The sequence below is a fragment of the Aminobacter carboxidus genome (assembly GCF_014863355.1).
Lineage (GTDB): Bacteria > Pseudomonadota > Alphaproteobacteria > Rhizobiales > Rhizobiaceae > Aminobacter > Aminobacter carboxidus.
In genome coordinates, this window is sequence record NZ_JACZEP010000003.1 from 304,781 (window position 1) to 328,724 (window position 23,944).

At 64.1% G+C, this 23,944-nt stretch carries 23 protein-coding genes; 13 read left to right on the forward strand and 10 right to left on the reverse strand.

Annotated features, from left to right (window positions below; translation table 11 throughout):
* Positions 1-4: 4 nt before the first annotated feature.
* Both IHE39_RS13325 and IHE39_RS13330 read left to right on the forward strand, forming a co-directional pair.
* Positions 5-919, forward strand: coding sequence for a dihydrodipicolinate synthase family protein (locus tag IHE39_RS13325; protein ID WP_192566798.1), 915 nt, complete (start codon positions 5-7; stop codon positions 917-919).
* 2 nt (positions 920-921) lie between these two features.
* Positions 922-1,320, forward strand: a complete 399-nt coding sequence (locus tag IHE39_RS13330) for a RidA family protein (RefSeq protein ID WP_192566933.1) — start codon at positions 922-924, stop codon at positions 1,318-1,320.
* 107 nt (positions 1,321-1,427) lie between these two features.
* On the opposite strand, the gene IHE39_RS13335 is transcribed toward IHE39_RS13330, so the two are convergent.
* A complete protein-coding gene (locus IHE39_RS13335) occupies positions 1,428-2,039 on the reverse strand; it encodes a malonic semialdehyde reductase (RefSeq protein ID WP_246485471.1) in 612 nt (203 codons plus the stop codon).
* On the reverse strand, positions 2,039-2,848 hold the full coding sequence (locus IHE39_RS13340) for a glutathione S-transferase family protein (protein ID WP_192566799.1): 810 nt from the start codon (positions 2,846-2,848) through the stop codon (positions 2,039-2,041). Before IHE39_RS13340 ends, IHE39_RS13335 begins: the two co-directional genes overlap by 1 nt.
* Before the next feature lie 130 nt (positions 2,849-2,978).
* Here IHE39_RS13340 and IHE39_RS13345 point away from each other — a divergent pair, with 130 nt between their 5' ends.
* From IHE39_RS13345 to IHE39_RS13365, 5 genes are all read left to right on the forward strand, one after another.
* Entirely contained in the window at positions 2,979-3,890 is a 912-nt protein-coding gene (locus IHE39_RS13345) for a fumarylacetoacetate hydrolase family protein (protein WP_210327561.1), read from the forward strand.
* Between the two features lie 46 nt (positions 3,891-3,936).
* Positions 3,937-4,929, forward strand: a complete 993-nt coding sequence (locus IHE39_RS13350; protein ID WP_210322389.1) for an ABC transporter substrate-binding protein — start codon at positions 3,937-3,939, stop codon at positions 4,927-4,929.
* A 28-nt stretch (positions 4,930-4,957) separates the two neighbouring features.
* Entirely contained in the window at positions 4,958-5,500 is a 543-nt protein-coding gene (locus tag IHE39_RS13355; protein WP_210322390.1) for a VOC family protein, read from the forward strand.
* A gap of 150 nt (positions 5,501-5,650) precedes the next feature.
* Positions 5,651-6,415 carry an ABC transporter permease gene (locus IHE39_RS13360; protein WP_184770499.1) on the forward strand — a complete coding sequence of 255 codons (765 nt, stop codon included), beginning with the start codon at positions 5,651-5,653 and terminating at the stop codon, positions 6,413-6,415.
* A 23-nt stretch (positions 6,416-6,438) separates the two neighbouring features.
* Positions 6,439-7,251 carry an ABC transporter ATP-binding protein gene (locus IHE39_RS13365; protein WP_192566801.1) on the forward strand — a complete coding sequence of 271 codons (813 nt, stop codon included), beginning with the start codon at positions 6,439-6,441 and terminating at the stop codon, positions 7,249-7,251.
* Between the two features lie 106 nt (positions 7,252-7,357).
* On the opposite strand, the gene IHE39_RS13370 is transcribed toward IHE39_RS13365, so the two are convergent.
* The 3 genes from IHE39_RS13370 to IHE39_RS13380 are packed head-to-tail and all read right to left on the reverse strand — an operon-like array spanning position 7,358 to position 11,892.
* Positions 7,358-8,239, reverse strand: coding sequence for a DMT family transporter (locus IHE39_RS13370; RefSeq protein WP_343070088.1), 882 nt, complete (start codon positions 8,237-8,239; stop codon positions 7,358-7,360).
* Positions 8,240-8,246: 7 nt separating this feature from the next.
* Positions 8,247-10,652, reverse strand: coding sequence for a PIG-L family deacetylase (locus IHE39_RS13375; protein ID WP_192566803.1), 2,406 nt, complete (start codon positions 10,650-10,652; stop codon positions 8,247-8,249).
* 25 nt (positions 10,653-10,677) lie between these two features.
* Complete coding sequence (locus IHE39_RS13380) at positions 10,678-11,892, reverse strand: ROK family protein (RefSeq protein ID WP_434781312.1); 1,215 nt, start codon at positions 11,890-11,892, stop codon at positions 10,678-10,680.
* A gap of 288 nt (positions 11,893-12,180) precedes the next feature.
* Here IHE39_RS13380 and IHE39_RS13385 point away from each other — a divergent pair, with 288 nt between their 5' ends.
* Genes IHE39_RS13385 through IHE39_RS13410 form a run of 6 tightly spaced genes read left to right on the forward strand, consistent with a single transcriptional unit; the run spans position 12,181 to position 18,720 of the window.
* On the forward strand, positions 12,181-13,449 hold the full coding sequence (locus tag IHE39_RS13385) for a sugar ABC transporter substrate-binding protein (RefSeq protein WP_184770504.1): 1,269 nt from the start codon (positions 12,181-12,183) through the stop codon (positions 13,447-13,449).
* A gap of 18 nt (positions 13,450-13,467) precedes the next feature.
* Complete coding sequence (locus tag IHE39_RS13390; protein ID WP_184770595.1) at positions 13,468-14,406, forward strand: carbohydrate ABC transporter permease; 939 nt, start codon at positions 13,468-13,470, stop codon at positions 14,404-14,406.
* Positions 14,403-15,254 carry a carbohydrate ABC transporter permease gene (locus tag IHE39_RS13395; protein WP_184770505.1) on the forward strand — a complete coding sequence of 284 codons (852 nt, stop codon included), beginning with the start codon at positions 14,403-14,405 and terminating at the stop codon, positions 15,252-15,254. Before IHE39_RS13390 ends, IHE39_RS13395 begins: the two co-directional genes overlap by 4 nt.
* Before the next feature lie 3 nt (positions 15,255-15,257).
* Positions 15,258-16,772, forward strand: a complete 1,515-nt coding sequence (argH, locus tag IHE39_RS13400; RefSeq protein ID WP_192566804.1) for an argininosuccinate lyase — start codon at positions 15,258-15,260, stop codon at positions 16,770-16,772.
* A complete protein-coding gene (locus tag IHE39_RS13405; RefSeq protein WP_192566805.1) occupies positions 16,772-17,809 on the forward strand; it encodes an ABC transporter ATP-binding protein in 1,038 nt (345 codons plus the stop codon). The genes argH and IHE39_RS13405 overlap by 1 nt, the downstream gene beginning before the upstream one ends.
* Positions 17,806-18,720: a carbohydrate kinase family protein gene (locus IHE39_RS13410; protein ID WP_192566806.1), complete on the forward strand. Its 915-nt coding sequence runs from the start codon at positions 17,806-17,808 to the stop codon at positions 18,718-18,720. The genes IHE39_RS13405 and IHE39_RS13410 overlap by 4 nt, the downstream gene beginning before the upstream one ends.
* A 33-nt stretch (positions 18,721-18,753) precedes the next feature.
* Here IHE39_RS13410 and pcaF read toward each other — a convergent pair whose 3' ends face one another.
* From pcaF to IHE39_RS13435, 5 genes are read right to left on the reverse strand one after another with little or no spacing between them, the layout of a single operon-like run.
* Positions 18,754-19,956, reverse strand: coding sequence for a 3-oxoadipyl-CoA thiolase (gene pcaF / locus IHE39_RS13415; RefSeq protein ID WP_192566807.1), 1,203 nt, complete (start codon positions 19,954-19,956; stop codon positions 18,754-18,756).
* Positions 19,953-21,932: a 3-hydroxyacyl-CoA dehydrogenase NAD-binding domain-containing protein gene (locus IHE39_RS13420; RefSeq protein WP_192566808.1), complete on the reverse strand. Its 1,980-nt coding sequence runs from the start codon at positions 21,930-21,932 to the stop codon at positions 19,953-19,955. The genes pcaF and IHE39_RS13420 overlap by 4 nt, the downstream gene beginning before the upstream one ends.
* A gap of 2 nt (positions 21,933-21,934) precedes the next feature.
* On the reverse strand, positions 21,935-22,330 hold the full coding sequence (locus IHE39_RS13425) for a RidA family protein (RefSeq protein ID WP_192566809.1): 396 nt from the start codon (positions 22,328-22,330) through the stop codon (positions 21,935-21,937).
* Complete coding sequence (locus tag IHE39_RS13430; RefSeq protein ID WP_192566810.1) at positions 22,323-22,739, reverse strand: thioesterase family protein; 417 nt, start codon at positions 22,737-22,739, stop codon at positions 22,323-22,325. Before IHE39_RS13430 ends, IHE39_RS13425 begins: the two co-directional genes overlap by 8 nt.
* 10 nt (positions 22,740-22,749) lie before the next feature.
* Positions 22,750-23,943, reverse strand: coding sequence for an acyl-CoA dehydrogenase family protein (locus IHE39_RS13435; protein WP_246485472.1), 1,194 nt, complete (start codon positions 23,941-23,943; stop codon positions 22,750-22,752).
* Position 23,944: the final 1 nt, after the last annotated feature.

Below are 23,944 nucleotides of genomic sequence, written 5' to 3' on the forward strand. Positions count from 1 at the left end.
ACCCATGAACCAGGAGCTTCTCTCCGTCTACGCACCCGTGCTGACGCCGTTCAATTCGGACCTGACCGTCAACACGAAGCGTTTCCTGCGCCACTGCCGCTGGGTTGTCGACCAGGGTGCTGGCCTTGCGATCTTCGGCACCAACAGCGAAGCCGCCTCGCTGTCGCTGGTGGAAAAGCGCCGCCTGCTCGATGAGGTCGTTGCATCCGGCATCCCGGCCTCGGCGCTGATGCCAGGCACCGGCGCCAACTCGCTCGAGGAGACCGTCGAGCTGACGCGTGCGGCGGTGGACGCCGGTGCGCCGGCGGTGCTGGTGCTGCCGCCGTTCTTCTTCAAGCCGGCGTCGATCGAAGGGCTGATCCGCCACTACGGCCGCCTGATCGAGGCCGTGGGTTCGGACAAGCTGCAGGTCGTGCTCTATCACATCCCACAGTTCACCGGCGTTCCTGTTACCGTCGAGCTGATCGAGGGCCTGCGCCGCCGCTATCCCAATGTCGTCGGCATCAAGGACAGCTCGGGCGATCGCGAAAACCTCGCGCGCTACCTAGAGATCGGCGATGGCTTCAAGGTGTTCCCGGCCTCCGAGATCCTGCTCGGCGAAACCATCGCCAAAGGCTCCGTCGGTTGCATCTCGGCGACCGCAAACGTCAACGCCAAGGGCATGGTCGACGCGATCGTGAACACGGCCAAGCTGGGCGCGTCCGATGCCTTTGCCAAGGCCACCATGGTGCGCACGCTGTTCCAGCAGTTCGCGATGATCCAGGCGATGAAGTCGCTGATCGCACGCGAGCTCGGCTCAGCGGAATGGCGGACGGTTCGCGCACCGCTGGTCGAACTCGACGCGCAGGCCGAGCAGAAGTTCTTCGCTGCCGTCGACCAGGCTGGCTTTTCGCCCTGGGCGCTGGAGAAGGCGGCGTGAGTATGGCTTTAACCGAACGGCCGACGCCGCTCGCCAATTATCCGTTCCTGCGCGAAGCAGGTGGCCTGCTGTTCCTGTCGGGCGTCAGCGCTCGGCGCAAGGACGGTACCATTGCCGGCGTCGACAGGCTGTCGGGGGAGGTGCGCTACGACGTGGCCGAACAGCTCCGTGCGATCGTCGCCAACATCACCGAGACATTGCACGCGGCGGGAGGCACTCTTGCCGACCTCGTCGACGTCACGATCTTCCTCACCGACATGGCCGACTATCCGGCGATGAACGGCGAATACAACAGGTGGTTTGCCTCAGACGGTCCGGCCCGCACGACAGTGGGCGTCAGTCAGCTGCCGCACCCCGACATGGTCGTCGAGCTCAAGGTCGTCGCGCGCCGGCCGGGCTGACGTTCTACCCAAGGCCTGGTTCAAGACTTTTCAAGCAACCGATTTTTTTGCACCCATAGCCTGCCCCCGGCGCTTGCGTCGGGGGCTTTTTCTTGCGCAGAGCTCGGTCAGAGGACCGTGCAGGCTTCCTCGAAGGGCAGGCGGGGGTGCCGGGGAAATAGCTTGGCCGGGTCGCCATGCCCGATGCCACAGATGAAGTTGGAACGTATGGCGCTGCCGGCAAAGAAGATCTCGTCGGTGGCGGCGCGGTTGAAACCCGAGATCGGACCGCAGTCGAGGCCGAGCGCGCGCGCTGCCAGCATGTAGTAGGCCGCCTGCAGCGTGGCGTTGCGGAATGCGGTGTCGTCGACGATGTGCCGGTTGCGCTCGAAATGGGCTTTGCCGTCGGTGTGCGGAAACAGGTAGGGCATCTTTTCGGCAAAGTCGTAGTCGGTGGCGAAGATGGCGACGACCGGGCAGGTCATGATCTTGGCGACGTTGCCGGCGGCGAGCGCCGGCTTCAGCCTTTCGCGCGCCGCATCCGTCGTCAGGTAGACGATGCGCAGCGGCGAGCAGTTCATGCTCGTCGGGCCCATCTTGGCGATATCGTGGATGCGCGCCAACAGCGCGAGTTCGACCGGACGGTCGAGCCAGCCGTTCTGGCTGCGGGCATCGAAGAACAGGCGGTCGAGCAAGGTCTTGCCGTCGTCCAGTGTGGCGATCTGCATGGCGTGATCCATCAAAGCGATTCCATTTCCATTGTTGCGGTGTGGCCGAACGCCTCGGCGAGCAGTGCTTTGACGAGGCCAGTGTCGACGAGCGGATCGGGGCGAGCGCTGTCCGGCCCCTGGGCCGCGGCGAATGACGGACGGCTGCGGATGCGCGCCGCCCAGCCGGATGCCTTGGGAAAGGGCGAGAACAAGACAGGCATCGCCAGCCGGTCCAACCGGTCGATGAAGGCTGCCATCGCCACATCGGCGAGCGAGAAGCGGTCCGCTGCCAGCCAGTCGGTTGCGGCAAGCGCCCGCTCCATCTTTGCCAGCACGTCTCGAAAAATCCTGATGGAGTTGATGACGGCTGTGCGATCGAAGGCCGCGTTTGCCGCGGCCACATAAGCTTCGCGCCTGGCCGGAAGCGGATGCCGCGCGATCAGCTCGCCGAATTCGACGGCGGCGATCTTCGCCACGCGCGCCTTGAGGATCAGATTGAAGGTCGGCGGACGAACGGCGGGATGTACCACCTCGTCCTCGAAGCGCGTCCAGACGCGCGCGCGCGCGCGTTCTTCTACCGCAAGGGGCAACTGCCCTCCGCCGGCAATGTCGACGAGCAGTTCATTGATGTCGGAGGATTCGACGAAGACCTCGCCGTTCCAGCGCAGCGCCGGCACCAGCCCCTTTGGGTTCACCGCGAGATACGCCGTTGCGAGATTGTCGAAGCGTGACAGGTCGATGCGGTGCGAGATCCAGGGAAGGCCGAGTTCCGCCAGGCACATGCGCACCTTGAAGGACTGAACCGAACCCCATTCATGGAACAATTCGACCTCAGACATTGTCAGAAACTCGCTTTCTGTGCGCACCTTACGCTTGACATGCATACACAGATGATGAAGTGTATGCAATAACAGTAGCAGGCAACAAGGAAGGAGCCAGCCAGTGGTGTGGCACGCGCTAGGACAACGAGTGATCAGGGACGAAGTTCGGCCCGTATTGGTGACGGAGCAGGGCGTCTATGACCTCGCGCTGGTGGCGCGCCTTGCGGGCAAGGATGACCAGGCCTGGGAGAAGTGGATCGCCAGTGGTGTGCCGGGCATCCTGGATCGCTGGCAGGACGTGGCGCCGGCCTTGGCCACCCTTGCCGAAAGCGTCGTTGCCGCCGGCCCGAAATACGAACCGCTGGGCACCGGCACGCAGCTTTGCGCTCCCTATCGCCCGATCCGCATTTTCGCCACCGCGTCCAACTATGTCGAACATGCTCAGGAGATGGGCACGGTGCTGGCCGCCAAGTCGGAAAGCCAGCCCTATGTCTTCATGAAGGCGGATTCGAGCATCATCGGTCCTGATGAGGCGGTGATCCTGCCGCAGCATGCGCAGAAGGTCGATTGGGAGGTCGAACTGGCGGCAGTGATCGGCATCGGCGGCCGTGACATTCCGGTCGAAAAGGCGCTCGAGCATGTCGCCGCCTATTCGGTCATCAATGACATCACCTCGCGCGATCTCACGCGCCGCACCGATTTCCCCTTCAAATTCGACTGGTTCCGGGGCAAGAGCTTCGACACGTTCGCCCCGCTCGGTCCGTGGCTTGTGCCGGCCGCCTGCATCGGCGACCCGCAGAGCCTGCGCCTGACGCTGGACGTGAACGGGACGCGCAAGCAGGACGACAGCACCGGTTCGATGATTTTTTCCGTCGCCGAGCAGATTTCTTATCTGTCGTCTATCCTGACGCTTAGGCCGGGCGACCTGATCGCCACCGGAACGCCTGACGGCGTCGGCATGGGGACCGGCGAATTCCTCAACTGCGGGGACATCGTCACGGCGGCCGTCGAAAAGGTCGGCGCCATAACAAATCCGATACGGGCGATGCCGGTCGGATAAGAAGCATTCAAAAACCAGGCCCAACACTGAGGAGGACAGTATGGCAATGAGTTTCGGGAAGGCACTGCGCGGGTTAGCCCTTGCAGGTGCCGTAGCAAGCATGACGGCCGCCGCGTCGGCAGCCGAGAAGGTTTCTTTCAACATGTCGTGGCTGCCGCAGGGTAGCGTCGGCGGCATCCTGGTCGCCAAGGCCAAGGGCTTCTATGACGAGGCCGGCCTCGACGTCACCGTCTACCAGGGCTATGGCGGCCAGCGCACGGTCAACGAAATCGACCAGGGCCTGTTCGACATCGGCTACGGCGATCCGGTCTCCGTCATTCTCAACCGCGCCAATGGCGGCAAGGCCGTGTTCGTCGGCTCGATCAACACCGTCTGGCCGGGCGCGCTCTGCTACCTGACCAAGGAAGGCGAGAGCGAGAAGAAGCTCGCCGACTTCGCCGGCAAGTCCGTCGGCGGTGGTGCCACCTCGCCGGTGCAGAACATCGTTCCGAGCTGGCTCGAAGAGAATGGCCTGCCCAAGGATCACCTCAAGCTGCTGCGCATGAATCCGGCCGTCATCACCTCGGCCTTCCTGGAAGGCAAGGTCGATCTCGCCGAATGCTGGGAGGGCGCCAGCCTGCCGATCCTGACCGAAAATGCCGGCGAGAGCGGCAAGAAGATCGGCATGATCAAGTATCGCGACTTCGGTCTCGACATGTATGGCAGCGGCTTCGTCACCACCGAGCAGATGCTGGCCGAGAAGCCCGAGGTCGTCGACAAGTTCCTCGACGCTTCTTATCGCGGCTACGAGTATCTCGCCCAGAATCCCGACGAGTCGGCCGAACTGATCGTCAAGCAGTATCCGACGCTGGAAAAGAGCATCGTGCTCGAGCAGGTCAAGCAGATCAACGCGCTGGTCCGCGATCCCAATGCCGAAAACAAGGACCTTGGTTTCGTCCGCGAGGACCGCATGGAAAAGACCATGGGCTTCGTGCGTGAGGCCTTCGTCGTCGACGACAGCATCAAGACTGCTGACCTCTACCGCAACATCAGCCGCTGAGGGCTGACTTCACTCCTGGATGAGGACCATGAAGAAGAAGATCAACGTCAGGAAGCTGGGCCACATGGTCCTGATGGTTCGCGACATCCACAAGTCCGTCGACTTCTACACCAATGTCGTCGGACTGGAGGTCTCGGACTGGATCGAGGACAAGATGGTGTTCCTGCGCGCAGGCTCCGACCATCATGACCTCGCACTGTCGCAGATCCCGGCGGATTCGCCGGATCGTGACGACCTGCCGAAGTACTCGCGGCCCGGCCTCGAGCACTTCTCCTACCTGGTCGACAGCCTCGAGGACATGGAGGCGGCGGCCGACATGCTGCAGGAGCGCGGCGTCGAGATCGTCCGCGGCATCGGCAAGCATGGCCCGGGCGCCAACTGCTTCCTCGTGTTCAAGGATCCCGACGGCAACAACTGCGAGATCTATTGCGACATGATCCAGGTGACCGAGGAAAACCCGCATGTCGCGCAGGTCTGGGCACGCAACATCGACGCCTTCGACCAGTGGCATTTCAAGCGCTTCGTCGTTCCACCGCCCCACCAGGTGGTGAAGGACAAGCTGGGCGAGTAGGCCGAGGCCTGCGAGCCGATAGAGACCGAGGGGCGCCGGCAATGCTGGCGCTCCTCCTCAAAGAGCGCACCGGCAACCGGATGCGACGAACAGATTTCCGGGGCCGCTGCCTGCGAGGCCACCCTGGACGCCGATCAGGGAGGAGCCATCATGTCAGGCGTTAGTCCAAGGCTTGTCGCCTACGCGCAAGTCGTCTTGTTTTTCGGAGCTTTCCTGCTCTTCTGGGAATACGGCGTCCGCTATTTCGAAGTGAAAAAATACATCCTGCCGCCGATCTCGGCGATCCTGGTGGCGATCTGGGAATCACGCGGCCAGATCTTCGAGCACTCGATGTATACGCTCGCCGAAGTGCTGATCGGCTTCATCGCCGCTGTCGTGGTCGGCATCATCATCGGCATGATCGTTTATGTCTCGCCCTTCGCCCAACGCACCATCTACCCGCTGGTGACGGCGCTGCAGACGACGCCGAAGAGCGCGCTGGCGCCGCTGATGATCGTCTGGTTCGGCTACGGCTTCGTTTCCAAGGTGGCGATGGCCTTCCTGTTCGCCTTCTTCCCGATCGTCGTTGCCACGCTGGGTGGCTTCGCCGGCACGGCCAAGAACCTGGAGGAGCACTTCCGCGCCCTCAACGCCGGGCCATGGACGACGTTCACGACACTGCGCCTGCCGAGCGCGCTGCCTGCTTTCATCGACGGCTGTCGCGTGGCCATGCCGCTGGCGATGATCGGCGCCATCATCGGCGAGCTCGTCGGTTCCGACCGCGGCCTCGGCAACCTGATCATGCTGGGCACCGCCTCGTCGCGCACCGACCTCGTCTTCGGCTGCATCATCGTCATCACGCTGATCTCGCTGGTGCTCTACGCGCTGATCGAATTCGCGGCCAAGTCCGTCTGGTGGCGGGGTATCCAGGTATGAATATTGCAGTTCGGGAGGAAACCATGTCGGCGACGGCGACCATCGAGGCACACAAGGACAGCGTGACGCCGGCGGCACAGCCTCAGGCCTACCACATCGAGGCCAAGGGTCTGAACAAGGCCTTCGGCAAGGTGAAGGCGCTCGAAGACATCAACTTTGGCATACGCAATCAGGAGTTCGTCTCCGTGCTCGGGCCGAGCGGCTGCGGCAAGAGCACGCTTTTGCGCATCATAGCCGGCCTGATCCCGTATGAGAGCGGCGCGGCGACGGTCAAGGGCGAGGCTATCCATTCGCCCAGGCCAGACATCGGCGTGGTCTTCCAGACCAACAACATGCTGCCCTGGTTCACCGTGCGCAAGAACGTCGAGCTTGGCGCCCGCATCCGCAAGATGCCGGCGCAAGCCCGCGACCAGGCGGTCGACAAGGTGCTCGAGGTGCTGTCACTCAGCAAGTTCGCCGACGCCTATCCGCACCAGCTGTCGGGCGGCATGCGCCAGCGTGCCTCGATCGGCCAGGCGCTGGTGCTCGATCCGCCGATCCTGTTGATGGACGAGCCTTTCGGCGCGCTCGATGCGCTGACCCGCGACAAGCTCAATGTCGAGCTGCTGCGCATCTGGCAGGAACACCGCAAGACCGTGATGCTGATCACCCACAGCATCGCCGAGGCCGTGTTCCTTTCCGACCGCGTGCTCGTCATGGCCGACCGGCCCGGCAAGATCATCGAGGAGGTGGTGATCGACCTGCCGCGTCCTCGCGATGCCGCCGCCACCCGCGCCCTGCCGCAATTCGGCGAATATGTCGCTTACCTCGGCAAGATCATGGGCGTGACGAGCTGATCTCGTCCTGCCCGTTCCAGGAGGTCCACTCCGCATCACGGGGCCGTCGGTTCAGGTATTTGGCGACCGCCTGTGTATGGCGGTCGCCGGTTGTAAAGGGCGACCGTCACTTCCTGGCGCGGCGCTCGAGATAGGCGGTTGTCTGCAACGCGGCGAGGACGACGACCGCGCCGATGACGATGCGCTGGTCGGGCACCTCGTCGAAGAAGATGTAACCTGCGGCCGTCGTCACGACGATGGAAAGGTAGCCGATGGGAGCAAGCACGCTGGCATCGGCCAGGCGATAAGCGCGCAAAAAGCAGTATTGCCCGGCCTGCGCCAATAGCCCGATGCCGAGCAGGGGCACCCAGTCGAAGGTCTTGACCGGCTGCCAGACAAAGATGGCCGGGACAGCGGTGATGACCGCGAGGCCGACGGTGTAGAACACCATCATCACGGTGGTGTTTTCATCGCGCAGCATGCGCGTCTGGATGATGGCGAGCGAGCCAAAGACCACCGTGGCGAACACGGCGAGCAGCCCTAGGTTCCACTCGACGCCGCCGGGCGCCAGCATGACGAGCACGCCGGCAAAGGCGAAGGTGGCACCGACCCAGCGCAGGCGCGACACCGTCTCGCCGAGGAAGGCGACAGCCATGGCCATGGTGAGGAGTGGCCTGGAAAAGCTCAGCGCGTTGACCACGGCCAGCGGCAGCAGCGTGTAGGCCATGAACTGGCTGGTCAGCGCGATCGCGTTGCAGCTGATGCGCGAGACGTTCTGCCAGGGATGCTTGGTGTGGCGGATGTGGTGGCGGTGGCGCCAGATCAAAGGCAGGATGAACAACAGGCCGATCATCGCCCGGATGAAGACGAGCTGGAACGCCGGGTAGATCAGCCCCTGTGCCTTGACGAGCGCCGTCATGCCGCCGGAGACCAGAAGCATGTCGGCGAGCACCCAGACGATGCCCTCGCGGTTGGCCTTGTGACGCTCTTCCCCCGCCTCGGGCGTCACCGTGCTGTCAGGCTGGCTGGACAAGATTTGCCATCAAGCGGAATGCGCCCGCCACAAGCTTGTCCATCTGGTGATGAAGGACGAGGCTTGTATGGGTGTGGCGGCCCTTGCCGATCTCAGCCGAGACCAGCGCTCCCATCAGCGGCTGTTCGTTGGAGTCGTGCATGGCCAGCAGAGGCTGGTAGGCCTCGTCCCAGCGCGCGGCGAAATAGAGCCCGCGCTCTTTGTTCCAGCCGGACCAGTCCTGCGGGCCGATCACATTCGGCCCCCTGAGCAGGACGTGGTCCGGCACCAGCACCGTAACTTCGGCGGTCGGATCCGTTACGCGCCAGCGTAAAGACGGCGAGCCAATCTCGAGTTTCCTCGGCGGCGTCGCTAGTGGATCCCAACCGTCGGTCGGGCGGTGGTAAAGGGTGACAAGGTGGCCGCCATTTTCGACGAAGCGATGCAGCTTCTCGGTCGCTGCTGCCAGATCCTTGCGGATGCCGAAGGCAAAGATGCCAACGACGATGGTGGTGTATTGGCTGAGGTCGCCGGCAAGTGCCTTGGCGTCGAGCTCGGTGACGTCGAGGCCCATGCGCGACAGCCACAGGCCGATGCGGTCGGCACCAGCGCCGACATAACCAACGACAGCGCCCTGCGGCAGCTTGAGGTCGAGCGTAAGCACGCGCAGCGCTTCTGGCTGGCGATGGGTGACGCGGCCGAAGTGCGGATAGGCGATCGGGGTCAGCCGCAATGCCGGTCGTCCGCCGACGAGCGGGGTGATGGTTGAAAGCCCAGCGATACGTGTTTCGGGCGCGCGGATGACCTGGCCGCCTTCCACCTGGGCCAGCGACCAGCCGCCATCCATGTTGAGCGAGATGGCCGCATCCCTGCCGGCGACGGCAGGCTTGATCGACCATTCGCGCCTTGTGCCGTCGAGCGGTACGATGATCGCTTCGGGCTCCATTACGACAGAGCTTGCCGGAAGCACGGCAAATGGCTCTTCGAGGTCGAAAGTTGCACGGGCCGTATGGTCGCCGAACTTCGCTGAGATGACGACATGGGCGTCGCCATTGCCGCCGAGAGCAGACCATGACGGCGGATAGAGCTTTGTGAAGGCGGCGCCGGCTGCGGCAACAATCTTCAGGTTGCGCCGGCGTCCGGTGCCGGTCTCGGCATTTGCCGTGATGGCATCGGGCAGGATCACCTCGACCTCGACCGAACGACTGTCACCGGCCGGGGCGAGGTCGACAGTGAGATTGGCTGTCTCGCCCGGCGACACTGTCGACGGCGACAGCGTCGCGCGGTCGAAGAGGCCGGCGGCCTCGATCAAGGCGGCGTCGATCTCTCGCGCCTTGCGGTCGAGGCGGTGGCGATGAAGTTCGAGGAATGCGGGCGAGACATTCTTGCCGGCAGCGCCAAGTTGGGTGGCCGCTTCGGTCAGCGCCATGATGATCGCATCGGCGTTCGGGAAGGCAGCGATTGCCCTGTCGATGGCCGAAGACGCGGCCTTCAGTGCCTGCGCGGCTTCATAGGAGAGGTCTCGCGACGCGGCGAGATCGGCGAGCGTTGCCGGCAGCGCTTCGAGCACCGATGCCTCGGCCTTTGTACCATTGGCGGCCAGCAACAGATGCAGTGGCCAGCGCGACTTCGGCACATCAGGCCAATACCCCATGCCTTGCGAGGCGTGATAGTAGCGCGACCATTCGCCGATGCGGTCATATTCCGCGCCCGTCGCCGGTTCGCGCCCGGGCGCGCTGACGACAACCGTCGCATCGGGAGGCGGAACTTCGTCGTCATAGGTGTCGCCGCCGCCGGACCATGCCGGCAGGTAATATTTCGCCACTTGCCAGGGGCTCAAGCCTTCCTTGAAATGTTCAGGGAAAGCGTCGTGGTCGGCGGCAAGCCTTATCGCCTTTTCGGCGGCGCGGGTCATGGCGCGGTGGTGGCCATGTTGGCCGGGCACGTCGAGGAAGGTCGGGATCACGATGTCGGGCCGTTCGCTGCGGTAGGCGCGCACCAGCCGCTCGACCGTGCGCATTTCGCCCCAGCGGGTGAAGGTCTGATCGCCGTCCTTGGAGAATCCGAAGTCATGCACCTCGTCGTCGGGGCCATGGCCGAGCCAGACGACGTCGGCATCGAGCTCGCGCGCGGCCTCTTCCATCTCGCGCGTGCGCATCATGCCGAGCACGCCAAGGCGCTCCGGCCCGAGCGAGTTCTGGCCGCCTTCGCCACGCGTCGAACAGGCGACGATGACGCGCACGCCAAGGCCAAGGCGGAACCAGGCGAGCAGGCCGCTCTGCTCATCGTCGGGATGGGCACCGGTGTTCATCATCGTGACGATGGAATTCAGACGGCTGAGGGCACGGTGAAGCCTGAGCAAAGACGGGCTGGCCTTTTGTCTTTCAATACGTTCGCGGGCGCTCGGCATTCAGGTCCTCCGGTATTCCAGTCTGCTATTCGGTATGTGCGGTGGCGGCCGTTTCGAGCTTGGGCGTGACCACCTCGAACAGCGGCAGCGCGGCGGCACCGAGTGCCGCCGTGTATTGCCCGGTCTGGCCGCGTATGACGCGGGGCAAGGCGCGGGTCCTTCGGCTGGCGACCGAGATCGGCAAGGGCCCCATCCGCGCGATCAGCTCGTCGATGATCGCGTCGGGCAGCACCCCGCCCAGGATCACCGTCTCAGGGTCGAGGATGTTCTCGATCATCGCGATCATCGGCGCGAGATAGGTCGCGGTCTCGTCCATCCACTCCAAGAGCACGGGATGGCGCCTTGCATGGAGCTCGGAGAAATCGGCGAAATCGCAGTCTGGGATACCTGCGTCGCACAGCTTTTCGCGCAGCGCATGGACCGAAGCGTAGCGTTCGAGGCAGCCGTGCTGGCCGCATGGGCAGGCCCTGCCGCGCGGGACGACGACGACATGGCCGATTTCGCCGGCATTGCCGAAGGCACCACGGAACGGCGTGCCGTCCTGGATCATGCCAAGGCCAAGGCCGGCGCCGAAATAGACCATGCAGAAGCTGGAGATGGTGTGGCCGGCACCAAAGAAGCGTTCGCCGACGGCTGCGGCGTTGGCGTCGTTTTCCACTGTTACCGGCTCGCCGCAGGCCTCGCTGAGCAGGCTTGCGGCATCGATGTTGGCCCAGCCCGGCAGCGTCGTCGGGCCGACCGAGGTCATGCCCTCGATCTCGAACGGGCCGGGCATGACCACACCGATGCCGAGCAGCCGTGACTTGAACGTCGACCTGACCGTATCGAGTTCGGCGCGCAGATGGGCGATGACCTGGCTCGGGCTGGTGTCGCTGACCGGTGTGATCCGCTTGGAGCGCGGCTGCCCCGACAGATCGAGCACGGTCGCCACCATGTGGTCGGAGGCCATCTCGATGCCCATGGTCATGGCGCCATCGGGGTTGACGGCGAACTGGATCGGCGGCTGGCCACGGCCCGACCGCAACCGCCCCGTCTCCATCAACAGGTTTTCGCTGACCAGTTCGTCGACGATGTTGGCGATGGCCTGCGCGGTCAGATGCGTCAGCCGGGCGATATGCATGCGCCCCAAAGCGCCGTTACGGCGAACGACGTCGAGCACCACGCGACGGTTATGGTCGCGGCTGCGCTCGGGGTTGTTGCCCAAAGTGACCTGATGTGTGCTGCCCGGCTGAAATGCCATTTCGCGCATCCTGACTTCAGTTGCAAAATTGATAACGCGGAAGGCCCGAACCCCGCAACAGATTAATTCAAGTAAATTATCTTATTGACAAAAGGCGCCCGGCAGGAAAGCGTATAGGCAGTGTGCGGGGAGGATCCGCAGCTTTGCTGGTGCCTGATTTTTGGCGAGCGTGTTCCGCTCGCGCCTGGGCATCGGAGTTACGAGACGGCCCGGGCCTCGATTGCATGCGAGGCTCCGGTCCAAGGGGATAATCACCGCCCGAAGCCCGGGATTTTCCGGCGGGCGCAGATGGAGGTTAACATGCGTAGAGCAACCCTGTTTGCCGGACTGATTGCTGGTTTCAGCACGCTGGCAATGAACGCGGCCCAGGCCGTCGAGATCGAATATTGGCAGTATGTCTTTGACTCGCGCGTCAAGGCGATGGACCAGCTGATCGAGAATTTCGAGAAGGCCAATCCAGACATCACCGTCAAGCAGACGACCTTCCCCTATGCCGACTACCAGACGCGCGTCATCGCCGCGAAGATGGGCGGACAGGGTCCTGACGTGATGCAGCTGTTCTACGGCTGGCTCGACAAGTTCGTTGCCGGTGGCCTGCTGCAGCCGCTGCCGACCGATGCCTTCCCGCACGACAAGATCGAAAGCGAATTCTTCCCGATCGTCAGCGCCATGAAGCGCGGCGAGGATTATTACGGCCTGCCGACCGCGGTGCGTTCGCTGGCGCTGTTCTACAACAAGAAGCTGTTCACCGAAGCTGGTCTCGATCCGGCAAACCCGCCCAAGACGCTCGACGAGTTCGTCGCCGCCGCCGAGAAGGCGACCAAGCGTGATGCCGCCGGCAACCTGATCGTCGCCGGTTCGACGCTCGACATGGCCGGCCAGGACCACCAGTGGTGGCGTGAAGTGCTTGTCCGCCAGTTTGGCGGCCAGCCCTACACCGACGGCGACCGCAAGGTGGCCTACAACACCGAAGCCGGTGAAAAGGCGCTGAAGTTCTACACCGACCTGCAGACCGAAAAGAAGGTCGGCCTGGCCGGCTTCATGGACGAAGGCCAGGCGGCTTTCCGTGCCGGTATGGCGGCAATGACCATCGACGGCACCTTCCGTCTCGGCGCCTTCAAGTCGATCGAGGGCTTCGAATGGGGCGTGACCGAACTGCCGGCCAATGCCGACGGCACCCGTTCCAACTATGCCAGCTACTTCGCCAACGGCATCTCGGCGACGACCAGCGGTGAGAAGCTCGAAGCCTCGAAGAAGTTCCTGGCCTACATCTCCTCGCCTGAGGCGATGGACGTCTGGCTGAAGACGGTCGGCGAGCTGCCGGCGCGTCGTACCGCCGCGATGACCGACGCCAACCTTGCGGACCCGATCTACGGTCCGTTCCTCAAGGGTCTCGAATACGCCCGCACCACCATGTTCGTTGATGAGGCGGCCCAGCGCCAGACCACCATCGACATGGCCAACCGCGTGCTGCTCGAAGGCCAGTCGGTGAAGGATTCGCTCGCACAGGCCGCAGCGGCCGAGCAGGCGATCATCGACGCAGCAGCCCCCAAGTAAGGCGAAGGCTTGATGTCTGTGACAGCGGATCAACAAGGGGCGGCGGTGAGCCGCCCCGGCGCGACCTTCTGGGAACGCCGTTCCATGCGGACGAAGCGGCTGGTGTGGGTGTGGAGTTTCCTCGCTCTGCCAATCCTGTTCTATTCGGTGATCCGCTTTTACCCGACGATCGAAGCCTTCTGGCTTTCGCTGACCAATTGGGACCTGCTGAAGCCGCCGCAGTTCATCGGCCTGGCCAACTACGAAAAGCTGTTTGCCGACCCGCAGTTCTGGAAGGTGTTCAAGAATACCTTCGCCTACTTGCTCGTCGGAACACCGATCAGCCTGTTGCTGTCATTCGTCATCGCCTACCATCTCGATCGCGTGCGTTTCATGCACGGGCTGATCCGGGGTCTATATTTCCTGCCCTACCTGACCACGGCTGCCGCCATGGCCTGGGTGTGGCGCTGGTTCTATCAGCCGGCACCGATCGGCGTGATCAACAATGCGCTTGGCACGCTTGGCATTCCCCAGCAGCCGTTCATCCGCTCGGTCGACCAGGCGTTGCCGTCGATCATGCTGACGGCGATCTGGGCCGGTCTCGGCTTCCAGATCATCATCTTCATGGCAGGTCTGCGGTCGATCCCCAACACCTTCTATGAGGCGGCACGCATCGACGGCCTCGGCGAATGGGCGATCCTGCGCAAGATCACGTTGCCGCTGCTCAAGCCGACCACCGTATTCCTCGTCGTGTTCTCGTCGATCGGCTTCCTGCGCATCTTCGACCAGGTCTACAACATGACCACCAACGACCCGGGCGGCCCGCTCGGTTCGACCAAGCCGCTGGTGCTGATGATCTACCAGACGGCGTTTTCGTCCTACGCGATGGGATATGCGGCGGCGCAGACGGTCGTGCTGTTCACCATCCTGCTGTTCGTGTCGCTGTTGCAACTCTGGATCCTGAGGGAAAAGAAATGAGTGCCGTCACCCAAACGCCGGCGCTTTCCCACGCCAATCTTCGGCCCGGCCGCATTCTCACCTGGACGCTGCTGTTCATCGGCGGCCTGATCATGGTGACGCCGCTGGCCTTTATGTTCTCGACGTCGTTCAAGACGGCGGGCCAGGTCTATGACCTCAAGCTCATTCCGGCAGCGCCGACGCTTGCCAACTACATCGCCATCCTGGCCGACGGGCGCTTCATGCGCTGGTTCTTCAATTCGATGTTCGTGGCGGTCATGGTGACGCTGTCGAACGTCTTCTTCGACAGCCTCGTCGGCTACACGCTGGCCAAGTTCGAATTCCGCGGCCGTTATTTCATCTTCCTCGCTATCTTGTCGACGCTGATGATCCCGACCGAGATGCTGGTCATCCCGTGGTATCTGATGTCGGCCAATCTCGGCTGGCTGGACAGCTACTGGGGCATCATGTTCCCCGGCATGATGACGGCCTTCGGCACCTTCCTGATGAAGCAGTTCTTCGAAGGCGTGCCCAACGACTTCCTCGAGGCAGCCCGTGTCGATGGCCTGAACGAGTTCCAGATCTTCTGGAGAGTGGCGATGCCGCTGGTGACGCCGGCACTGTCTGCGCTCGCCATCTTCACCTTCCTCGGCAACTGGACGGCGTTCTTCTGGCCGCTGATCGTGACCACCAGCAAGGAGCTCTACACCTTGCCGGTCGGCCTATCGAGCTTCGCGGTCGAACAGTCCATCCAGTGGGAAATGATCATGACCGGTGCGGCGATCGCCACGCTGCCGACGCTGATCGTCTTCCTCGTGCTCCAGCGCTACATCGTCCGCGGCGTCATGCTTGCCGGGCTCAAGGGATAAGACATGTCTGAACTGAACCCCAGGCTCGCCGACAAGAGCGTGTTCCCCGATCCCGTCTACAAGGAGACGGTGCTTCGGCCGCTGTTCGACGGCGCCAAGACCCACCATGTCGACGGCTTCCGCGCCATCGACCGGGCGCATCTGGTGATGCTGACCGAGACCGGCATTCTCGACGCCACGCAGGCGTCGGCGATCGCCGGTGCTCTCGAAGCCATCGACCGCGAAGTTGATCCGGAGAAGCTGGTCTACACCGGCGAGGTCGAGGACTTCTTCTTTCTCATCGAAAAGGAACTGAAGGCCCGCCTCGGGCCTGACGTCGCCGGACGCCTGCACACGTCACGCTCGCGCAACGACATCGACCACACGTTGTTCAAGCTTGGGCTGAAGCAGCGCATCGATGCGCTGATGTTGAAGGCGCGGCACCTGCTGGGCGCGATGATCGATGCTGCCGAGCGGGAAAAGGCGACGTTGATCGTTGCCTATACCCACGGCCAGCCGGCGCAGCCCTCGACCTTCGGGCACTACCTGTCGGCTGCCATCGAAGTGCTGATCCGCGACATCGATCGTTTCGAAGAGGCGCGCAAGATCGTCGATCTGTCGCCGATGGGTGCCGCCGCCATCACCACCTCGGGCTTCCCCATCGACCGCCAGCGCGTCGCCGATCTGCTCGGCTTTGCCGCGCCCTTGCGCAATTCCTACAGCTGCATCGCGGCGTCCGATTACATCACCTCGACCTACTCGGCGATCGAACTGATGTTCCTGCATCTCGGCCGGCTGATCCAGGACTTCCAGTTCTGGACGAGCTTCGAGGTCGGTCAGGTCTATGTGCCAAACGCCTTCGTGCAGATCTCGTCGATCATGCCGCAGAAGCGCAATCCGGTGCCGATCGAGCATATGCGCCTTTTGGCCAGCCAGACGATGGGCCGCGCCCGCACGGTGCTCGGCGTCATCCACAACACGCCGTTCACCGACATGAACGACAGCGAGGGCGAAACCCAGTCGATGGGCTACGAGGCGTTTACCGCTGCCTCCCGCGTGCTCGACCTGTTGGCTGCCTTCGTCGGCGCGATCCGCATCGATCCGGAGCGTGTGGCTGAAAACATCCGCCGCTCCTGCATCACCATCACCGAACTTGCCGACTCGCTGGTTCGCATCGAGGGCCTGTCCTTCCGCGAGGCGCATGAGATCGCAGCGACCGTCGCCAAGGAAGTGGTCGCGGCCGGCGGCGGGCTCGCCACGGACGGCTACGCCCCATTCCTCGATGCCTTCCGGCATTCGACCGGACGCGAACCGAGCTTTGGCCGCGACAAGTTCGAAGAGATCGTGTCGCCTGAGCATTTCGTTGCTGTGCGCGACCGCTTCGGCGGCCCGGCGCCGGCGCCGATGGCCGAGGCGATTGGTGTCTACAGGAAGAAGGCAGCGGCGCTGGATGCCGTTGCGCAGGAGCATGCCGGGCATGAGGCGAAAGCCGCAAAAGAACTCGGTGAGAAATTCAAGGCATTGGCAGGGGCGCTCTGATGGCGACGATCGAACTTGAAAAGCTGGTCAAGCGCTACGGCAAGGTAGACGTCGTCCAGGGCATCGACCTTGAAATCGCCGACGGCGAATTCGTGGTCTTCGTCGGGCCTTCGGGCTGCGGCAAGTCGACGACGTTGCGCATGATCGCCGGCCTCGAAGACATTTCCGGCGGCACGCTGAAGATCGGCGGCGAGGTGGTCAACGAGCGCGATCCCAAGCAGCGCAACATCGCCATGGTGTTTCAGAACTACGCCATCTACCCGCATCTGACCGTGCGCCAGAACATCGGTTTCGGCCTCTATACCTCGAAGCTGTCCAAGGCCGAGAAGGACCAGCGCATCGAAGAGGCGGGCAAGATCCTCGGCCTGGAGAAGTATCTCGACCGTCGCCCGGCGGCATTGTCCGGCGGTCAGCGCCAGCGTGTCGCCATCGGCCGCGCCATGGTGCGCAACCCCTCGGCCTTCCTGTTCGACGAGCCCTTGTCCAACCTCGACGCCCAGCTGCGCGCCCAGATGCGCATCGAGATCAAGCGCCTGCACCAGAAGCTCAAGACGACTACCGTCTATGTCACCCACGACCAGGTCGAGGCGATGACCATGGCCGACCGTATCGTCGTCATGAAGGATGGCCACATCCTGCAGGTGGGCACGCCGACCGATCTTTATGAAAACCCGGTCGATGTCTTCACCGCCCGCTTTATCGGCAGCCCGTCGATGAACCTGGTGCCTGGCCGCAAGAACGGCACGGGCATCGAGCCTGCCGCTGGCGGCGACATCCTGATTGGCGTGCGGCCGCACGAGCTGACCGCAGCCATCGAGAAGTCGGAAGGTGGTCTGGAACTCACCGGAACGGTGACGGCGGTCGAGCCGCTCGGACCCGAGACGCTTGTGCATCTCGATGTCGACGGCAGTGCCGTGATTGCTACTGCGCCGAGCAAGTTCATCCCCCCGACGGGCAGCACGCTGACCTGCCGCGCGGCGCCGGGCAGCCTCTATCTCTTCGACGCCAAGACCGAGAAGAGCCTGGGCCGGCAATGACATCGGGAAATGCCAAGCGTCCGGCGGTGCTCAGCATCGGGCGGATTTACTGTGACCTGATCTTCACCGGCCTGGCATCGCTGCCTGAGCCGGGGCGTGAGGTGTTTGCGCAAGACATGAAGATGGCCGCCGGCGGCGGGGCGTTCATCGCGGCCGCCCACATGGCCCATGCCGGACGTCAGGTCGCTCTGGTGGCGCGCCTAGGCACGGACTCGCTGTCGACAGGGATCGAGGCCGAACTCGGCGCCAGCGATGTCGACCTGCGCTTCGTCGAGCATTCGCCTGGTGCGGGGCCGCAGGTCACTGTCGCCTCGGTGATCGGCAACGACCGTGCCTTCCTGTCGCGCCGCGCCGGAACTGCGCTTCCGGCGACCCTCGATGCCGCGCTCGACTGGACCGATGCCGGCCATCTGCACATCGCCGAATATGCCACGCTACACGAGATCCCCGATCTGGTAAGCCGCGCCAAGGCCAAGGGCCTGACCGTCTCGCTCGATCCGAGCTGGGACGAGACGCTGATCTACGAAGCCGAACTGCTCGATCGCTGTGCCGGCGTCGACATCTTCCTGCCCAACATGGAAGAGGCGACCGCGATCACCCGCGAGAACGATCCGATCGCGGCGATCGAAGTTCTGTCCAGGGACTTCCCTGTCGTTGCCCTGAAAGCGGGCGGCGAGGGCGCATGGCTGAAGGCCGCTGGCCAGCTTTTGCACCGGCAGGCGGAAGAAGTTCCGGTCATCGACACCACGGGCGCGGGCGACGCTTTCAACGCCGGCTTCATCGATGCCTGGCTGTCCGGTCAATCCGAGGACGCCTGCCTTGCCGCTGGCATCACCTATGGCAGCCTTGCCGTCCAAGCGGCAGGGGGCTCGGCGATCCTGCGCCAGCCACTGCGCCGGGCCGCAGGGTGACGACGCCAAATCGCCGTAGCGAGGAACAACTCGCTACGGTCGGCTGATCAGCAGCGAAATACCCTGGCCGACGCCGATGCACATGGTGGCGAGCGCGCGTGTTGCGCCGCGCAGGTCGAGTTCCAACGCCGCTGTGAGCGCAAGACGTGCACCCGACATGCCGAGCGGGTGGCCGAGGGCGATCGCGCCGCCATTCGGATTGACGTGGGCCGCATCGTCATGGAGGCCAAACGCTCGCATGCATGCCAGCGACTGCGCGGCAAAGGCTTCGTTGAGCTCGACAATGTCGATGTCGGTGATGACAAGGCCAGCGCGTTCCAGGAGCTTTTGTGTCGAGGCGATCGGGCCGATGCCCATGATGCGGGGGGCTACGCCTGCGGTCGCCATGCCATCGACCTTGACGAGCGGCTTGAGGCCGTAGCGTTCAACCGCGCGAGCGGACGCGACGATCACGGCCGCGGCCCCGTCATTGACACCAGACGCGTTGCCGGCGGTCACCGTGCCGCCATCTCTGAACGGTGCCGAAAGGCCCGCAAGCTTTTCGATCGTCGTTTCGCGCGGATGCTCGTCGTGTTCGACGACAGTCGCTTCGCCCTTGCGGCCCTTGATCGTGACAGGCGCGATTTCGCGGGCAAAACGGCCGCTTTTCTGCGCGGCGGCGGCACGAGCCTGGCTGCGTAGGGCGAAATGGTCCTGATCCTCGCGTGAAATGGAAAACTCGGCGGCAACGTTCTCGGCCGTCTCAGGCATGGAATCAATGCCGTATTGCTTTTCCATCAACGGATTGACGAAACGCCAGCCGATGGTGGTGTCGAAGATCTCGGCGCTGCGCTGGAACGCGCTTGAAGCCTTGGGCATGACGAAGGGCGCACGCGACATGCTTTCGACGCCGCCGGCAATGATGATGTCAGCTTCTTCAAGCTTGATGGCGCGGGCGGCATAACCAACCGCGTCGAGGCCGGAACCGCAGAGGCGGTTGATAGTCGTTCCGGGCACCGATACCGGCAGGCCCGCAAGCAGGGCAGCCATGCGGGCGACATTACGGTTGTCTTCGCCGGCCTGGTTGGCGCAGCCGAGCACGACCTCATCGATCTGGTCGGCGGGGATGCCAGGATGCCGCGCAAGCGCTTCGCGAATGGCGTGTGCCGCGAGATCGTCAGGACGCACAGAGGCGAGCGCGCCGCCATAACGGCCGATCGGAGTGCGGACGCCACCTACGATGTATGCTTCGGTCATGGTGTCATGTCCTTGTGCGTTTCGGCGGCAAACATCGGCCCGCCCTTGTGCGCCGGAAAGCCGTAGCCATTGATCATCACCAGATCGATGTCGCTCGATCGCGCGGCGATGCCCTCAGTGAGCAAGGCAGTGCCTTCGTCGGCCATGGCGCGCAGCAGCCGGTTGACGATCTCGCCGGGCGTAAAGCTGCGGGGCGACATGTCCTTGGCCGCGCGTGCGGCCACAATCAACGCGGCGACTTCGGGATCGACGGACTTTTCACCCGACGAATAGTCATACCAGCCCTTGCCTGTTTTGCGGCCGAAACGGCCGGCCTCGCAAAGCTGGTCGGCGATCTCGACATAGCGCGCCTTGGGATCGCGCGTCGCCGCCTGGCGCTTGCGCCGAGCCCAGGCGATCTCGAGCCCGGCCATGTCGTAGACAGTGAAGATGCCCATCGGGAAACCGTAGGCTTCGAGTGCCGCGTCGATCTCTTCGGGTGCTGCACCGTCCTCGACCATGAACTCCGCTTCACGGCGATAGGCCGAGAAGATGCGATTGCCGATGAAACCTTCCGTGACACCGCAGACAACCGGCAGCTTGCCGAGTTTCCTGGCGAAAGCCAGCGCGGAGGCCAGCACGTCGGGCGCGGTTGCCTTGCAGTCGACAACCTCGACGAGGCGCATGATGTTGGCCGGCGAGAAGAAATGCAGGCCGACCACGCGCTCAGGGTGAGCGGTCGCCGCAGCGATTTCGTCGGGGTTCAGGTAGCTGGTGTTGGTGGCGAGGATCGCGTCCGGCCTGACGATGCCGTCGAGCCGCTGGAACAGCGCGGTCTTGACGGTGAGATCGTCGAAAACAGCTTCGATGACGAGGTCTGCTGTAGCGAGTTCGCCGATGTTCGCAGTCACCGCCAGCCGCGCAAGGCATTCTTCGCGAACTGTCGTCGCAAGGCGCCCCGACTGCACCGACTTGTCGAGAATGCCTGCGATGCGTTCGCGCCCCTTGGTGGCCGCATCCTCTGTCTGCTCGACGCCGATGACGCGGTAGCCAGCTGTCAACGCTGCCACCGCGATGCCGGCGCCCATCAGGCCGGTTCCGACAATTCCTGCTGTCTCGATCTTGCGTGGGGCGACACTGTTGAGCTTGTCGACCTTGCCGGCCTGTCGCTCGGCGAAGAAGACATGGCGAAGCGCTGCCGCCTCACGTGAATCGCGCAAGCGCAGGAAGGTGGCGCGCTCATCGGTAAGACCGTCCTGGAAGGTCGCCTCTGAGGCCAGCCGGACGAGGCGAACAGCTTCCGCGGGCGCCGATTGGCCCCGCGATCTGGACAGGATCTTTTTCGATGCGGCGTCGACGGCTGCGGGCTCGGCGACGTGGACGTCGAGCAATCCGGTGCGCCTTTGCGGCTGGCCGGCAAGCTGATGGACGAGGCCGAGGGCGGCAGCCAGGTGATCGGCTGCAATGCCGTCAACGAGGCCGAGCTTGAGCGCTTCGTCCGGTTTGATCGTGCGGCCGCTACCGATCAGCTCGATGGCGGCGACGGTGCCGACGAGGCGCGGCAGGCGCTGCGTGCCGCCGGCGCCCGGCACGATGCCAAGCTTGACCTCCGGCATTGCGAAGCTTGCCGCCTCGCCGGCGATGCGGCCGTGGCAGGCGAGGGTGATCTCGCAACCGCCGCCAAGAGCTGCGCCGTTGACAGCTGCAACCACCGGCTTGCCGCAGTTTTCGAGGCGCTGCATGACCTCGGGCAGCGTCGGCTCGACCGGTGGCTTGCCGAACTCCCTGATGTCGGCGCCGCCGACAAAGGTGCGGCCGGCGCCGGTGATGACGACGCCGATGACAGTGCCAACGGCTGACGCATGGTCGAGTGCCTTGACCAGCCCCTGCCGGACATGCGCCGAGGTGGCATTGACGGGTGCATTGTCGATAGTGACGACGAGCACGCCGTCACGGATGCTGCCCGAAACGCTCTCCGAAAACCGCGTCGCGCTCATGGCTATGCCGGGATGACCGCGGTGGCCTGGATCTCGATCTTGGCGCGGTCCTCGACCAGCGCCACCACCTGCATGGCGGCCATGGCCGGGAAGTGGCGGCCGATCACGTCGCGATAGGCCTGGCCGAGGCCGCGCAGGTTCTCGGTGTATTCCTTCTTGTCGGTGAAGTACCAGGTCATCGTGGTGATGTGGTGCGGCTCGGCGCCGCCGGCCTTCAGCACGGCGACGACGTTTTCCAGCGTCTGGCGCACCTGGCCGACGAAGTCGTCGGTCTCGAACTGGCACTGCGCGTTCCAGCCGATCTGGCCGCCGACGAAGATGGTGCGGCCGCTGGCGGCGACACCGTTGGCGTAACCGATGGGCTTGGCCCAGCCTTCGGGTTGCAGGATCTCATGCATCTGACGTCTCCAGGCGGCTTTCGAGTGCGGCGCGGAGGTCGTCCGGCCAGGCAAGCGATTTGTGGGTATCGAGCGAGGTGGCGACCACGCTGTGGCGTGCGCTCCAGAGCAAGGTGCCGGCTGATGACACCTTGTGCTCTAGGTCGAGCGACGAGCGGCCGACGCGGCGAACGAACAGCTCGAAATCGAGCGTGTCGCCGTGGAAGCCGGGATGGACGAAGGTGAGGTCGAGCCGCACCGTCGGCGTGCCGATGCGCCGTGTAGCGATCAGCTCTTTCCACGGCACGCCTGCGTCGCCGAAGAATTCTTCCAGGACACCGACGAGGATGTTCAGGTAGGACGGGAAGTAGGCGATCCCGGACGGATCGCAGTCCCCGAAACGCAGCGGCCGAGAGGTGCGGAAGGGCACGGCGGCGCTCCTACTTCACAGCCTTCATCAGCTCGCGGCCGATGATCAGCTTCTGCACTTCGGTGGCGCCTTCATAGATGCGCAGGGCGCGGATTTCGCGATAGAGCCGCTCGGTGATCTCGCCGACGCGCACGCCGCGCCCGCCGAACATCTGCAGCGCCTGGTCGATCACCCACTGCGCATTCTCGGTCGCTGTCATCTTGGCCATGGCGGCCTCGCGGGTAATCGGCAGCTTCTGCACGTCGCGGCGCCAGGCGGTGCGCACGGTCAGCAGCGATGCCGCGTCGATGGCAGTTGCCATTTCGCCCAGCGTGCTCTGCGCGGTCGGCAGATCGGACAGCGTCGCGCCAAACATCTTTCGCGACTTGGCGTGGGCCACTGCCTCGTCGAGCGCGCGGCGGGCGAAGCCAAGTGCTGCGGCTGCCACCGACGGACGGAAGATGTCGAGCGTGCGCATGGCGATCTTGAAGCCTTCGCCGGGCTCGCCGAGCAAGTGCGATGCCGGGATGCGGCAATTGTCGAAGCGCACGCGTGCGAGCGGATGCGGCGCGATCGTCTCGATGCGCTCGGCGATGGAGAAACCGGGCGTATCGGCATAAACGACGAAGGCCGAGATGCCGCGTGTACCGGGCGCTTCGCCGGTGCGGGCAAAGACGGTGTAGACGTCGGCGATGCCGCCGTTGGAGATAAAGACCTTCTCGCCGTCCAGGATGAAATGGTCGCCGTCGCGGCGCGCGCTGGTGCTCATGGCGGCAACGTCGGAGCCGGCTTCCGGCTCGGTCAATGCGAAAGCGGAGATCAGTTCGCCCTTGGCGATCTTGGGCAGGATGGCCTGCTTGAGCTCAGCCGAGCCGGACAGGCTGATGGCGCCGGTACCGAGGCCCTGCATTGCGAAGGCGAAGTCGGCGAGGCCATCGGCATAGGCCAGCGTCTCGCGGATCAGGCACAGTGAGCGGCTGTCGATCTGCTCGGACACACCACCAAATTCAGCCGGCACGCAGTTGCGCAGGATGCCAGCCGCGCCAAGTGTCGCGACCAACTTCTTGCAGGCGCCATCGGCATCGGCATGATTGATCTCGCCCAGCCCGCCCTTTGATATGAAGCCGTCGAGTTCGGCCGCGAGCGCGCGATGGCTGTCGGCGAAGAACGGCCAGTCGAGATGGTCGCGGGCCGGCGCGCGGGTCGACATGAGATGCGCGGCCATG